The sequence below is a fragment of the Leucobacter chromiiresistens genome (genome assembly GCF_900102345.1).
GTDB classification, from domain to species: Bacteria; Actinomycetota; Actinomycetes; order Actinomycetales; family Microbacteriaceae; genus Leucobacter; species Leucobacter chromiiresistens.
Genome location: NZ_FNKB01000001.1, coordinates 2617616 through 2632308, shown reverse-complemented (window position 1 = coordinate 2632308; position 14693 = coordinate 2617616). Strand labels below are relative to the sequence as shown.

Here is a 14693-nt window from a genome sequence, read left to right as displayed (position 1 = left end):
AGATCCCGTGCGACATGCGCTTGCGATCGCAGTGCTCGTGCTGTCCGGAGTGCTACTGCTCCTCGGGCTCGGGCAGCGCACCTTTCTCGCCGGCCCCGCAGAGATCAGTCTGCCGGTCGACACCCAGTCGGAGGCGGCGTTCGCCGTCGTGGACGGAGCGGAATTCGCCAAGCTGCCCGGGCAGGCGAACGTCGTGGTGCAGGGCGCGGATGCGTTCGTCGCGACGGCGATGACTCGTGACGTGGACGCGTGGCTGGAGCCGTTCCCGCACGCCGAGCTCACCGTCGATCAGCGTCAGGAGCGGCTGCTGACGGCGCTCATCCCAGGCGCCCCGGCGGAGGCTCCGGCCGCGGGCTCCGCGTCTGAGCCGGCCGACGCCGAGGCGGGCCTCGACCCCCGCGGCAGCGACCTCTGGCTCGACTCGAGGTACGTCGACGGCGTGGGCGACGCGGCATCCGCGACGGAGACGGAGACGCTGCGCGTGCCGGTGTCGATCGCGGTCGATCAGTCGGTGCTCATCGCGACCAACGGCACGGATCCGATTCCGAGCGAGCTGACCCTCGTCTGGGCGCAGGATCGCAGCACCCCGTGGGCCGGGCCCCTGCTCGCGGCGGGCGGGCTCCTCGCCGTCGTCGGCGCGGTGCTCTACCTGCTCGCCATCGACCACGATCGCCGCGGCCTCGGCCCGCGCCGCGGGCGCCGCGGACCCCTGCAGGGCCTGCGCAACGCATTCGCACGGCCGAACCGCCCGAGTCGCCGAACGTCAGCGCCGGTCGACTCCGACGGCGCGGCCGTCGCACCCCGAGGAGACCGCATGTCCATCACGAGGCACGACCGATCGTCGAACGACCGAGGCGGGGTGCGCGCGATGCGCATCGGGCGCCGCGCGCGCCGCGCGATCCCGGTGCTCGGGATCGCCACGGTGCTCGGTCTCACCGGCTGCTCGGCCGAGTACTGGCCGCAGGTCGGCCCGAAGCAGGTGGAGGAGACGCCGACCGCGCAGCCGTCGTCGATCGCGCCGGTGCCCGTCACCGAGGCGCAGCTGCATCGCATCGTCGAGCAGATCTCCGCCGCGGCGAACCGCGGCGACGATGAGCTCGACCCCGCGGCTCTCGAGGAGCGCTTCGTCGGCGACGCACTCGCGCAGCGCACCGCGAACTATCAGATCCGCGCCGCGGTGCCCGACTACGCGGTGGTTCCGCCGCGGATCACCGATGAGGAGCTCGACTACGCCCTGGTGCAGAGCACCGAGTCGTGGCCGCGCACCGCGTTCATCACGGTGGCGTCGCAGTCGGGCAAGACCGATGCCGACGCGGCGGCCGACGGCACCGCCGACGGGTCGGAGGATTCGGGCGCGGCGGAGGACGAGTCCGCTGCCGGCGAAGACGCGGCGGAGCAGCAGACCTCGCCCTCGCTCGCGCTGATCCTCACCCAGCAGTCGCCGCAGGAGAACTTCGAGGTCTCGCGGGTCATCGCCCTGCGGGGCGGCATCTCGATGCCGCAGGCCGCGCCGGCCGAAGACGGCACCGCGCTGCTCTCCAACGACATCGAGACGCTCGTGCTCCCGCCGGGGCAGGTCGGCGACGCCTACGCCGCGCTGCTCCAGAACGGCACGGAGGCGCCGGAGGCGGACCTGTTCGATCTCGAGAGCGACACGCTGCTCGAGAATTACGGCCGGGCGCGCGCCGCCGCCGCGCAGCAGCAGTCGGACGACAAGGACCAGACGATGAAGTACAGCGCGACCGCGCGCCAGGGCGATGCGCCCGCCGTTGCGCTCTCCACGGGAGCCGGCGGCGCACTCGTCGCGACGACGGTCATCGACGAGCAGATCGTCGACGCCGCGGGCGGGCGCTTCAAGCCGCAGGCGCAGGGCGCGATCACCGCACTGTCCGGCCTCGAGGGCGAGCAGGAGCGGCTCGTGCAGCAGGTCGCCCACCAGATGCTCTTCTTCGTTCCGAGCAAGTCCGACGGGGCCAAGATCGAACTGCTCGGCGTGACGAGCGAGCTCGTCGGCGTCTCGAACTGATTCACCAGCACCCCGTCGGCGCGTCGGCGGCGGCGCAGTCGAGCGACTCGCCCCGCCCCGCAGCCGCGACCACCGAACACGAGAGAGGACCCGACCGATGAGTCAGCAGTTCCCGGAGCGCATTCCCGGCGGAGGCGTGGACCTCAGCCACCTCGCCGCGCGAGCCGCGTCCCCGCAGCCCGGCGCCGCCGCGCCGACGGCGAGCGGTGCGCCCGGAGTTTCGGGAGCGCCGGTCGTCGACGTGCCGTCCCTCGTACTGGACGTGACCGACGCGACCTTCGAGCAGGCGGCGCAGCTCTCGAGCGTCGTCCCCGTCGTCGCGCTGCTGTGGTCCACGCGGAGCGAGCCGTCGACGGCGCTCGGAGCGGTGCTCGAGCGGGTGACGCGCGAGCTCGACGGGCGCGTGCTCCTGGCGCGGATCGACGCGGACGGCAACCCGGGCCTCGCCCAGGCGTTCCAGGCGCAGGCGGTTCCGACGGTCGTCGCGCTCGTCGGGGGCCGGCCCGTGCCGCTGTTCCAGGGCCCCGTTCCGGAGGAGCAGGTGCGCGAGTTCTTCGGTCAGCTGCTGCAGCTGGCCGAGCAGCACGGCGTCGCCGGCCGGGTGAATGCTCCCGACGACGGGGGCGCCGACGCGAGCGAGGCCCCGGCGGAGCCCGAGATCCCCGCTGCGCACCTCGCCGCGATCGAGGCCGCGGAGCGGGGCGACTACGCCCGGGCGATCTCGGAGTGGGAGGCGGTGCTGACCCGCTCCCCGGCGGACGCCGACGCGCGGGCGGCGCTCGTGCAGGTGAAGCTGCTGCACCGTCTGCAGGGGCTGACCGCCGACGAGATCCGCAGCGGCGCAGCCGCGGCCCCGACCGACATCGAGGCGCAGCTCCGCGTCGCGGATCTCGACGTGTCGGGCGGGCACGTGGAGGATGCCTTCCTGCGTCTGCTCGACCTCTTCGCCGCGGAGGATGCCGAGGGCCGCGCGGTGATCCGGGAGCGCCTGCTCGAGCTGTTCGAGGTCGTCGGCGTCGGCGATCCTCGCGTGGCCGCGGCGCGCGGCCGGCTCGCGAACCTCCTCTACTGAGCGGTGCACCGATGATGGTCGGCGGGAACGCGTATCTCGATCACGCCGCGACGTCGCCGATGCCCGAGGCCGTGCTCGAGGCCTACGTCGAGGCGCTGCGCACCGTCGGCAACCCCGCGTCGACGCACGGCCACGGGCAGCGGGCGAGCCTCGTGCTCGAGTCGGCGCGCGACCGCATCGCCCGGCTGGTCGGCTGCGATCACGCCGAGCTCATCTTCACGGCGGGCGGTACCGAGTCGATCAATCTCGCGCTGAAGGGGCTGTACTGGTCGCGCCGGCGCGCCGGGGCGGGCCCGGTCGTGCTGGTGGCCGCGGGCGAGCATCACGCGACGGTGGAGGCGGCGGAGTGGCTGCGCGACACGCAGGGCGCCGAGCTCGTCTGGGTGCCGATCGACGCGCACGGGCTGCTCGCGCCGGACGCGCTCGCGCACGCGATCGCCGCGGCGGGGGCGGAGCGGGTCGCCGTCGTCTCGTTCCTCTGGGCGAACAACGAGGTCGGCACCGTGCAGTCCGTCCGCGAGCTGTGCCGGATCGCCGCCGACCACGGCATCCCGGCGCATGTCGACGCGGTGTCCGCGCTCGGCCAGGTGCCGATCGACTTCGCGGGTTCCGGCGCCGCCGCCCTCAGCCTCTCGGCGCACAAGGTCGGCGGCCCGGTGGGCGTGGGAGCGCTGATTCTCGGGCGCAGGGTGACGGCCGACGCGCTGCTGCACGGAGGCAGCCAGCAGCGGTCGCGATCCGGCACCCAGGACGTCGCCGGCGCAGTGGCCTTCGCCGCCGCCCTCGCACTCGTGCTCGACGATGACGGGAGCCCGCGAGCGAGCGGGATCGAGCACCTCGAGGCCCTGCGCCGGCGACTCGTCGACGGCGTGCGCGCGGCCGATCCGACCGCCGTGCTCCGCGGCGCGCCGGTCGGCCCGGGCCGTCTCCCCGGCAACGCGCACTTCACATTCCCGGGGTGCCAGGGGGACTCTCTGGTCTTCCTGCTCGACGCCGCGGGCGTCTCCGTCTCGGTGGGATCCGCCTGCCGGGCGGGCGTCGCGGAGATCTCGCACGTGCTGCTCGCGATGGGCGTCACGCCCGAGGAGGCCGCCGGAGCACTGCGATTCACTCTGGGCCACGCGACCCGTGCCGCCGAGGTGGACGCCCTCGTGGAGGCGCTGCCGGAGGCGGTGCGCGCCGCTCGAGCGGCCGGGTTGAGCTGACGCTGCCCGCCGCGGGCCGGGGGCGCCGCTGCCGACCGCGTCTCGTCATCGACGCGCACCCGCGCAGCGACTAGAATGCTCTGGTGAAGATTTTGGCAGCGATGAGCGGCGGCGTCGATTCGGCCGTCGCCGCCGCTCGCGCCGTCGAGGCGGGCCACGACGTCGTCGGAGTGCACCTGGCGCTGAGCCGGATGCCGGGCACGATACGCACCGGGTCGCGCGGGTGCTGCACCATCGAGGACGCGATGGACGCCCGTCGCGCGGCGAACCTGCTCGGCATCCCCTTCTACGTGTGGGATCTGAGCGAGCGGTTCAAGGAGGACGTGGTCGACGACTTCATCGCCGAGTACGCCGCGGGCCGAACCCCGAACCCGTGCATGCGCTGCAACGAGAAGATCAAGTTCGCCGCACTGCTCGACAAGGCCACGGCGCTCGGGTTCGACGCCGTCGCGACGGGCCATTACGCCACGCTCATGCCCGGCCCGAACGGCCCGGAGCTGCATCGTGCGAGCGCATGGGCGAAGGATCAGTCGTACGTGCTCGGGGTGCTGACCGATCGGCAGCTCGCGCACTGCTACTTCCCGCTGGGAGACACGCCGTCGAAGCAGCTCATCCGAGCGGAGGCGGCCGAGCGCGGCCTGCAGGTGGCGCAGAAGCCCGACAGCCACGACATCTGCTTCATCCCCGACGGGGACACGCGCGGCTGGCTCTCGGGTCATGTCGACCGCTCCCCGGGGGACATCCTCGACGAGTCCGGCGCGGTCGTCGGGAGCCACGACGGCGCGCACGGCTACACGGTGGGCCAGCGCCGCGGGCTGCAGCTCGGCCGCCCCGCCGCCGACGGGAAGCCGCGGTACGTGCTGTCGATCCGTCCGGTCTCGAACCAGGTCGTCGTCGGGCCGAAGGAGCAGCTCGAGATCTCGCGGATCGCGGGCGGACGGTACAGCTGGGCGGGCGAGCCCGGGTTCGATCCGGCGGAGCCGTTCGCCTGCGACGTGCAGATCCGCGCGCATGCCGACCCGGTTCCCGCTCTGGCGCGGCTCGAGCCCATCCACGACGACGAGCGCACCGAGTCGCATCGCGCGGATGCCACGCACGAGGTGGTCGTCGACATCGATCTGGAGCACGCGGAGCCGCTGGTCGGGGTCGCCCCCGGGCAGACCGCGGTGCTCTACGTCGGCACGCGCGTGCTGGGGCAGTTCACCATCGATCGCGCAGTGCCGCTCGAGGCGGCCGCAACCCGCTCCTGAATGTCCGTCGGCGCTCATACACTGGAGTCGTGAGCACGAACGCGCAGCAGATCCCCGAAGATTTCGACGCCGCCCGCGAGGAGTCGGAACGCCTCGCCGAGCAGATCGAACGCCTGCGCGTGGCCTACTACTCCGAGGCCGCGAGCCTCGTCTCCGACGCCGAGTACGACGAGATGTTCCACCGGCTGGAGGCGATCGAGCGCGCGTTCCCCGAGCTCGCGAGCCAGGACAGCCCCACGCGCGAGGTGGGCGCCGCCGTCGTCTCGGCGGGGTTCCCCGAGCACGAGCACGCGGAGCGGATGCTCAGTCTCGACAACGTGTTCTCCGTCGAGGAGTTCCGCGACTGGGCGGCCAAGACGGCTGCCGCGGCGGGGCGCCCCGTGCGGTGGCTGTCCGAGTTGAAGATCGACGGCCTGGCGATCAGCCTGGCCTACCGCGACGGGGTGCTGGAGACGGCGACGACGCGGGGCGACGGGCGCGTGGGGGAGGACATCACGGAGAACGTGGATCTCATCCCGGTCATCCCGCGCACCCTCTCGGGCAGCGGATTCCCGGCGTTCTTCGAGGCGCGCGGCGAGGTCTTCCTGACCGGGGAGAACTTCGTCGCGCTCAACGAACGGCAGCACGAGTTGCAGCAGGCGTTCGCCGCCGAGCAGCTCGGGAAGGGGCGCGCCGCCGAGCAGATCCCGGTGCGGTATCCGGAGTTCGCGAACGCGCGGAACACGGCGGCGGGCAGCCTGCGGCAGCGGGCGGAGAAGAAGACGGAGTCGGAGCTCGCGCTGATGCGGGATCGACTCGGCCGCCTGTCGCTGTACGTGCACGGAATCGGCGCGTGGCCCGACCCCGCGATCGAGAATCAGTCGGAGGTGTACGAGCTGCTGGCCGGATGGGGGCTTCCGGTCTCGCCGCACTCGCGCGTCTTCGACGCCGTCGACGAGGTGGTGCACTTCATCGAGGACCGGGGCGAGCACCGCCACGATGTCGAGCACGAGATCGACGGCATCGTGGTGAAGGTCGACGAGCTCTCGCTGCACGGGGAGCTCGGCGAGACGAGTCGCGCTCCCCGGTGGGCGATCGCCTACAAGTACCCGCCGGAGGAGGTGCACACGCGGCTGCTCGACATCCGCGTCGGGGTGGGCCGCACCGGGCGCGCCACTCCCTACGCGGTGATGGAGCCGGTCAAGGTCGCGGGGTCGACGGTGCGCCAGGCGACGCTGCACAATCAGCAGGTCGTGCAGGCGAAGGGAGTGCGCATCGGCGACACCGTGGTGCTGCGCAAGGCCGGCGACGTGATCCCCGAGGTGCTCGGAGCGGTCGTCGAGCTGCGCGACGGCGATGAGCGGGAGTGGCAGATGCCCGACACCTGCCCGGGGTGCGGCACCACGCTGCGCCCGATGAAGGAGGGCGACATCGACCTGCGCTGCCCGAATGCGCGGGACTGCCCGGCGCAGGTGCGCGGCCGCGTCGAGCACATCGGCTCGCGCGGGGCGCTCGACATCGAGGTGCTCGGCGAGATCACGGCGGCGGCCCTGACGCAGCCCGAGACCCCGTCGGTGCCGCCGCTCGAAACGGAGGCGGGCCTCTTCGATCTCACGCTGGAGCAGATCGTGCCGATCGTCGTGATCGTGCGCGACAGCGAGACCGGCGAGCAGCGGATCGACGAGACGACGGGCGACTTCGTGCGACGCGCACCGTTCCAGCGCGTCACGCTCGAGTACCCGCCCGCCGCTGCGGGGCTCAGCCCCGCCGAGCGGCGCAAGGCGGGACTGCGCAAGGACCACCGCGTGGTGCACCCCTCGCGAGACGCCGAGACCTTCCTCGCCGAATTGGAGAAGGCGAAGACGAAGCCGCTGTGGCGGCTGCTGGTCGCGTTGAACATTCGGCACGTGGGCCCGGTCGCGGCGCGCGCGCTCGCCGACTGGTTCGGGTCGCTCGACGCGATCCGAGCGGCGTCGCAGGAGGCGCTCGCGGAGGTCGACGGTGTGGGGAGCATCATCGCCGAATCGCTGACGGCCTGGTTCGAGGTCGACTGGCACCGCGAGATCGTCGAGCGATGGACGGCCGCGGGGGTGCAGTGGTCGACGCCGGGGCATCCGGGGCCCGGCGCCGCGTCGGCCGAAGGGGTGCTCTCGGGCCTGACCGTCGTCGCGACGGGGTCGCTCGACGGCTTCACCCGGGAGGGCGCCACCGAGGCCATCATCGCCGCGGGGGGCAAGGCGGCGTCGAGCGTATCGAAGAAGACCGACTTCGTCGCAGCCGGACCAGGCGCCGGTTCGAAGCTCGCGAAGGCCGAAGAGCTCGGGATCCCCGTGCTCGATGCGGCTCAGTTCGCGCTCCTCGTCACGGAGGGGCCGCAGGCGGTCACGGACGGCGCACGTTCGTCCACAGATGACGAATAGGGCCAGAATCGCGAATCTATCCACAGTTTGTGCGTGAGCGGAGCCGCGGGGTCGCCCTGCGCCTACGGTGGGAGCACGCGGTGCCGTTCCGCGTTGATTCTTGTGAAGGAGTGCCGATGGCAGAGGACGCCGAAACCCCGATACGAGCCGGCTGGGCCGCTCAGAACCCGCTGTTGACCGAGTACTACGACACCGAGTGGGGGATGCCGGTGTTCGACGACGACGGCGTATTCGAGCGGCTCTCGCTCGAAGCCTTCCAGTCGGGGCTGTCGTGGCTCACCATTCTGCGCAGGCGCGACGCCTTCAGGCTGGCGTTCGACGGCTTCTCCATCGAACGCGTGGCCCGCTTCGGAGAGGCGGAGGTCGAACGTCTGCTGCACGACGAGGGCATCATTCGTAATCGGCGGAAGATCGTGGCGACCGTCGCGAACGCTCAGGCGGCGCTGCGGCTGCGCGACGGCGGCGGGCTCGCCGCACTCGTCTGGTCGTTCCGGCCGGAGCGCTCGCCCGCTCCGGCGAACGACGCCGAAGTGCCGGCGACGTCGGACGAGTCGCGCGCGCTCGCCCAAGAGCTGAAGCGGCGGGGCTTCGCGTTCGTCGGCCCGACGACGGTATTCGCCCTCATGACCGCGATCGGCGTCGTCGACACCCACGTGGTGACGAGCCATCGTCGCGGCTGCTCGGGGCTCTGGACCCGCGATGGCGCCCGCACCGCTGCGGCGCTGCCGTTCGCGGACGCCGAGCCCGGTTGAGCGACGGCGCGCCGAGCGGCGAACCGCCGGGCGGCGACGGGACGAGCTTCGCGCTGAGCGCCGCAGAGTTCTCCCCGCGCCCCGCAGATAAGATGGTGGGCGATCCCAGACGACCCCTCCCGATGGAGCAGCATGCCTGAAGCCAGCGCGGCGAGCACCGAGATCACGGCGGATACCGTCGCACATCTCGCGGGCCTCGCACGAATCGCCCTCACCCCAGACGAGATCGGCGCGCTCACGAGCGACCTCGACTCGATCCTGACCCATATCGCGAAGGTCGGCGAGGTGGCGACACCCGACGTTCCCGCGACCAGCCACCCCATTCCGCTGAGCAACGTGACGCGACCCGACGTCGTCTCCGACGTGCTGACCCGCGAGCAGGCGCTCGCGAACGCACCGGAGTCGACGGACGGCATGTTCCGCGTCTCGTCGATCCTCGGCGAAGAGCAGTGAGCGCGGGCATGAGCGATCTGACCCGCCTGACCGCCGCCGACCTCGCCGCACGCCTCGCCTCGGGGGAGGTCTCCTCCGAGGAGGCGACGCGCGCGCACCTCGACCGCATCGCCGAGGTCGACGGTGCGCTCAACGCCTTCCTCGCGACCGACGCCGAGGTGTCCCTCGCCGCGGCCCGCGACATCGACGCCCGGCGAGCTGCGGGCGAATCGCTCGGCGAACTCGCCGGCGTGCCGCTCGCGATCAAGGACGTGCTCGTCACGACCGACATGCCCGCCACGTCGGGCTCCAAGATTCTCGAGGGCTACCGATCGCCGTTCGACGCGACCGCCGTCGCCCGCGCACGAGCCGCCGGCCTCGTGTCGATCGGCAAGACGAACATGGACGAGTTCGCCATGGGGTCGTCCACGGAGAACTCCGCCTACGGCCCGACGCTCAACCCCTGGAAGCTCGGGAACGTGCCGGGCGGCTCGGGCGGCGGATCGGCCGTGGCCGTGAGCGCGTTCGAAGCTCCGCTGGCGCTCGGCTCCGATACCGGCGGCTCGATCCGTCAGCCCGCAGCGCTGACGGGCTCCGTCGGCGTCAAGCCGACGTACGGTGGCGTGAGCCGCTACGGCGCCATCGCGCTCGCCTCCTCGCTCGACCAGATCGGCCCCTGCGCCCGCACCGTACTCGACACGGCGCTGCTCCACGACGTCATCGCGGGGCACGATCGGCACGATTCCACGTCGCTCGACTTCTCCTGGCCGTCGATGGCCCGCGCGGCGCGCGACGGCGCCGACCCGGCGTCGCTGCGCGGTCTGCGCGTCGGCGTGGTCAAGCAGCTCATGATCGACGGGGTGCAGCCCGGGGTGCAGACCCGCTTCGAGCAGGCCCTCGAACTGCTCACGGCCCAGGGCGCGGAGATCGTCGAGATCGACGCCCCCCACTTCGAGTACGCGGTGGCGGCCTACTACCTCATCCTCCCCGCGGAGGCGTCGAGCAACCTCGCGAAGTACGACTCCGTGCGCTTCGGTCTGCGCGTCTCCCCGCAGGGCGGCGGCACCGTCGAGAGCGTGATGAGCGAGACGCGTGCGGCAGGTTTCGGCGCCGAGGTGAAGCGACGCATCATCCTGGGAACCTACGCGCTCTCCGCCGGCTACTACGACGCGTACTACGGCAGCGCGCAGCAGGTCCGCACCCTGATCCAGCGCGACTTCGCGGCGGCGTTCGAGCGCGTCGACGTCATCGCGTCGCCGACGGCGCCGACGACGGCATGGGCCCTCGGCGCGCACAGCGGAGACCCGATGCGCGACTACCTGAACGACGCCACCACCATTCCCGCGAATCTCGCCGGCATCCCCGGGATCAGCCTGCCGATCGGCACGGCGAGCGAAGACGGGCTGCCGGTCGGGCTGCAGCTCATGGCTCCGGCATTCGAAGACGCGCGGTTGTACCGCGCCGGGAGCGCGATCGAGCAGCTGATCGCCGAACGCGACGATGCTCCCTTCTGGGCGCAGGCCCCCGAACTCGACGCGGCGCTCCTTGCGACGGCCCCGACCGGAAAGGCGGCGAACTGATGGCCAAGATCAAGCTAATGGACTTCGATCGCGCGCTCGAACTCTTCGAACCGGTGATCGGGCTCGAGGTGCACGTCGAGCTCAACACGAAGACCAAGATGTTCTCGACGGCGCCCAATGTGTTCGGCTCCGACCCCAACACCAACCTGGCTCCGGTATGCCTCGGCCTCCCGGGTTCGCTCCCCGTGCTCAACCACGAGGCCGTGCGGTACTCGATCAGCCTCGGCCTGGCGCTCGGATGCGAGATCGCGGAGATCTCGGGGTTTGCGCGGAAGAACTACTTCTACCCCGACATGGGCAAGAACTACCAGATCTCCCAGTACGACGATCCCATCGCGCACGACGGCTCGGTGGAGATCGAGCTCGCCTCCGGCCGGATCGTCCACGTGCCGATCGAACGCGCGCACATGGAGGAGGACGCCGGCAAGCTGAACCACGTGGGCGGCTCGACCGGGCGCATCCAAGGCGCCGAGTACTCGCTGGTCGACTACAACCGCGCCGGTGTGCCGCTCGTCGAGATCGTCACGCGACCGATCTTCGGCGGCGAGGCGGACACGCCGGAGATCGCGTCCGCCTACGTGTCGACCATCCGCGACCTGGTCGTGGCGCTCGGCATCTCGGATGCGCGGATGGAGCGCGGCAACATCCGCTGCGACGCGAACGTCTCGCTGCGCCCGCGCGGCAACGAGGATGCCGGGATGTCGGTGCTCGGCACGCGCACGGAGACCAAGAACGTGAACTCCCTGCGATCGATCGAGCGGGCCGTCCGGTTCGAGATCCAGCGCCAGGCGCACATTCTCGATGCCGGCGGTTCCATCACCCAGGAGACGCGCCACTGGCACGAGGACACGGGGGAGACCTCGCCGGGGCGCCCGAAGAGCGACGCCGACGACTACCGGTACTTCCCCGAGCCCGACCTCGCGCCGCTCACCCCCGAGCGCGAACTGGTCGAGGAGCTGCGCGCGCAGCTGCCGGAGCATCCGACGCTCCGCCGCCGCCGCCTGCGCAGCGAGTGGCAGTTCTCGGCCCTCGAGTTCCAGGACCTCGTCAACGCCGGTCTGCTGTCGACCATCGAGGAGACCGTGGCGGTCGGAGTGCCGCCGCAGACCGCCCGCAAGTGGTGGACGGGTGAGATCGCGCGCATCGCGAACGAGCGGTCGACGCCGTCGGCCGACCTGATCACGCCCGAGCAGGTCGCATCCGTCGTGGAGCTCGTCGATGCGGGCACCCTCAACGACAAGCTCGCACGACAGGTCATCGCCGGCATCATCGACGGCGAGGGCACCGCCTCCGAGATCGTCGAGGCGCGCGGGCTCGCGATCGTCTCGGACGACGGCGCGCTCATCGAAGCCGTCGACGCGGCACTCGCGCAGCAGCCCGACGTGCTCGCGAAGATCCGCGACGGCAAGGTGCAGGCGGCGGGAGCGATCATCGGTGCCGTGATGAAGGCGATGCGGGGATCCGCAGACGCCGCTCGCGTCCGCGAGCTCGTGCTCGAACGGGCCGCGAGCGCCGAGTAGGGCGCCCGACGCGCCGCGAGATCGCGAGCGCCGGGTCGGGCGCCCGGCGCTCCGATCCGCCCGCAGAGACGCCGACGGGCGGCAGTTCACTCGAACTGCCGCCCGCTGACGTTCACGGAGAGCGCGCTCAGCGCACGTCCTCGTCCACCCAGTCCATCGACTTGGTGACCGCCTTGCGCCACTGACGCAGCAGACGCTCCTGCTCCGCCGAGTCGAGCTTCGGCTCCCACCGGCGGTCCTCCTGCCAGTTCGCGGAGAGATCGTCGAGACCCGACCAGAAGCCGACCGCGAGACCGGCCGCGTAGGCCGCTCCGAGCGCCGTCGTCTCCGCCACCACCGGTCGCACCACGGGCACCCCGAGGATGTCGGCCTGGAACTGCATGAGCATGTCGTTCGCGACCATGCCGCCGTCGACCTTCAGCTCCGTCAGGTCGACGCCCGCATCCGCGTTGACAGCGTCGAGCACGTCGCGCGTCTGGTACGCGACGGCCTCCAGCGCCGCGCGCGACAGGTGGCCCTTGTTCGCGTACCGGGTGAGCCCCACGATCGCGCCGCGGGCGTCAGGGCGCCAGTACGGCGCGTACAGCCCCGAGAACGCCGGCACGATGTAGACGCCGCCGTTGTCGGGCACGCTGTCGGCGAGCTGCTCGACCTCGGGGGCGTCCGAGATGATCCCGAGCTGATCCCGCAGCCACTGGATGAGGGAGCCCGTCACCGCGATGGATCCCTCGAGCGCGTAGTGCGTCGGACCGTCGCCGAGCTTGTATCCGACGGTCGTCAGCAGACCGTTCTTCGAGTGGATGATCTCCTCGCCCGTGTTGAAGATCAGGAAGCAGCCGGTGCCGTAGGTGTTCTTCGACTCGCCGGCGGTGAAGGCCGCCTGGCCGAACGTCGCGGCCTGCTGGTCGCCGAGGATGCCTGCGATCGGCGTCTCCCGCAGCAGCGACGAATCCTCGGCGGTGCCGTAGATCTCGGAGGACGACTTGATCTCGGGCAGCATCGAGCGCGGCACGCCGAACGCCTCGAGGATGTCGTCGCGCCATTCGAGCGTCTGCAGATCCATGAACAGCGTGCGCGACGCGTTCGTGACGTCGGTGACGTGCACGCCCTGCTCCGAGCCGCCAGTGAGGTTCCAGATGACCCAGCTGTCGGTGGTGCCGAAGAGCAGATCGCCCGCGTCCGCGGCCTCGCGCGCGCCCTCGACGTTCTCGAGGATCCAGGCGACCTTCGTGCCCGAGAAGTAGGTCGCGAGGGGCAGCCCCACGATGTCCTTGAACCGGTCGGTTCCGCCGTCGGCCGCGAGGCGGTCGACGATGTCCTGCGTGCGCGTGTCCTGCCAGACGATCGCGTTGTAGACCGGCTTGCCCGTCTTGCGGTTCCAGACCACTGCCGTCTCGCGCTGGTTGGTGATCCCGATCGCGGAGATGTCGTGCCGCGTCAGGTCGGCGCGTCCGAGCGCGATGCCGATGACCTCCTGCACGTTGCGCCAGATCTCGAGGGCGTCGTGCTCGACCCAGCCGGCCTGCGGCATGATCTGCTCGTGCTCCTTCTGGCCGACGGAGATGATGCTGCCGCTCCGGTCGAAGATGATCGCCCTGCTCGAGGTCGTGCCCTGGTCGATCGCGATGATGTATTCGGACATGGTGTTCCTTTCGTGTCAGCTTCGTTGCTTCGGGGCGCTCAGGCCGCCGCTGCGAGTCCCAGCACCAGGGGCGCGAGGAGGGCGGCGATCACGCCGCCGACGAGCGGGCCGACGACGGGCACCCACGCGTAGCCCCAGTCGCTGCCGCCCTTGCCCTTGATGGGGAGGATCGCGTGCGCGATGCGGGGCCCGAGGTCTCGGGCCGGGTTGATCGCGTAACCGGTGGGGCCGCCGAGGGACGCGCCGATGCTCACGACGACGAGCGCGACGGGGAGCGCGGTGAGGGGCCCGAGGCCTCCGGGCACGCCGACCTGGATGTCGCCGTAATCGGCGAACGCGAAGACGGCGAAGACGAGAACGAAGGTGCCGATGACCTCGGTGATGAAGTTGCCGAAGGGAGTGCGGATCGCAGGGCCGGTCGAGAACACGCCGAGTTTCGCGGCGGCGTCGGGTTCGGCGTCGAAGTGCGAGCGGTAGGCGAGCCAGCAGAGCACGGCGCCGACGATGGCTCCGAGCAGTTCGGCCGCGGTCGCGACCAGGAACTGGGTCACGCTGATCTTGCCGGCGATGGCGAGACCGATGCCCACGGCGGGGTTCAGAATCGCGCCCGAGTAGGCGGAGCCGAGCACGCCGACGAAGACGGCGAGGCCCCATCCCCAGTTGACGAGCAGGAAGCCGCCGCCGTTCCCCTTCGTCTTCGCGAGGGCTACGTTGGCGACCACGCCGCAGCCCAGCAGGATGAGGAGACCCGTACCGACGAACTCGGAGAGGAAGTAGAGACCGAGATTGACATCTGGCATGTCGTCGTTGACCTT

Annotated in this window: 11 protein-coding genes; 9 read left to right on the top strand and 2 right to left on the bottom strand. The window is 71.3% G+C overall.

Features of this window, described 5'->3' with window-relative positions; translation table 11 throughout:
- The first annotated feature begins 7 nt into the window (after positions 1 to 7).
- From BLT44_RS12035 to gatB, 9 genes are all read left to right on the top strand, one after another.
- Positions 8 to 2026: a DUF8094 domain-containing protein gene (locus BLT44_RS12035; protein ID WP_010156813.1), complete on the top strand. Its 2019-nt coding sequence runs from the start codon at positions 8 to 10 to the stop codon at positions 2024 to 2026.
- A gap of 97 nt (positions 2027 to 2123) precedes the next feature.
- Positions 2124 to 3098 carry a tetratricopeptide repeat protein gene (locus tag BLT44_RS12030; protein ID WP_010156814.1) on the top strand — a complete coding sequence of 325 codons (975 nt, stop codon included), beginning with the start codon at positions 2124 to 2126 and terminating at the stop codon, positions 3096 to 3098.
- Between the two features lie 11 nt (positions 3099 to 3109).
- A complete protein-coding gene (locus BLT44_RS12025) occupies positions 3110 to 4303 on the top strand; it encodes a cysteine desulfurase family protein (protein ID WP_010156815.1) in 1194 nt (397 codons plus the stop codon).
- A gap of 83 nt (positions 4304 to 4386) precedes the next feature.
- Positions 4387 to 5553 carry a tRNA 2-thiouridine(34) synthase MnmA gene (gene mnmA, locus BLT44_RS12020; RefSeq protein ID WP_029608287.1) on the top strand — a complete coding sequence of 389 codons (1167 nt, stop codon included), beginning with the start codon at positions 4387 to 4389 and terminating at the stop codon, positions 5551 to 5553.
- Between the two features lie 29 nt (positions 5554 to 5582).
- Positions 5583 to 7952 carry an NAD-dependent DNA ligase LigA gene (gene ligA / locus BLT44_RS12015; RefSeq protein ID WP_010156817.1) on the top strand — a complete coding sequence of 790 codons (2370 nt, stop codon included), beginning with the start codon at positions 5583 to 5585 and terminating at the stop codon, positions 7950 to 7952.
- 116 nt (positions 7953 to 8068) lie between these two features.
- On the top strand, positions 8069 to 8704 hold the full coding sequence (locus tag BLT44_RS12010; RefSeq protein ID WP_010156818.1) for a DNA-3-methyladenine glycosylase I: 636 nt from the start codon (positions 8069 to 8071) through the stop codon (positions 8702 to 8704).
- A gap of 132 nt (positions 8705 to 8836) precedes the next feature.
- The gene (gene gatC / locus BLT44_RS12005; RefSeq protein WP_010156820.1) at positions 8837 to 9157 is read left to right on the top strand and encodes an Asp-tRNA(Asn)/Glu-tRNA(Gln) amidotransferase subunit GatC; all 321 of its coding nucleotides are present in this window, start codon (positions 8837 to 8839) and stop codon (positions 9155 to 9157) included.
- 8 nt (positions 9158 to 9165) lie between these two features.
- Positions 9166 to 10716 carry an Asp-tRNA(Asn)/Glu-tRNA(Gln) amidotransferase subunit GatA gene (gatA, locus tag BLT44_RS12000; RefSeq protein ID WP_010156821.1) on the top strand — a complete coding sequence of 517 codons (1551 nt, stop codon included), beginning with the start codon at positions 9166 to 9168 and terminating at the stop codon, positions 10714 to 10716.
- Positions 10716 to 12236, top strand: coding sequence for an Asp-tRNA(Asn)/Glu-tRNA(Gln) amidotransferase subunit GatB (gene gatB, locus BLT44_RS11995; RefSeq protein ID WP_010156822.1), 1521 nt, complete (start codon positions 10716 to 10718; stop codon positions 12234 to 12236). Before gatA ends, gatB begins: the two co-directional genes overlap by 1 nt.
- Positions 12237 to 12363: 127 nt before the next feature.
- Here gatB and glpK read toward each other — a convergent pair whose 3' ends face one another.
- Positions 12364 to 13878, bottom strand: coding sequence for a glycerol kinase GlpK (glpK, locus tag BLT44_RS11990; protein ID WP_010156823.1), 1515 nt, complete (start codon positions 13876 to 13878; stop codon positions 12364 to 12366).
- Positions 13879 to 13916: 38 nt separating this feature from the next.
- On the bottom strand, positions 13917 to 14678 hold the full coding sequence (locus BLT44_RS11985; RefSeq protein WP_010156824.1) for an MIP/aquaporin family protein: 762 nt from the start codon (positions 14676 to 14678) through the stop codon (positions 13917 to 13919).
- Between the last annotated feature and the right edge of the window lie 15 nt (positions 14679 to 14693).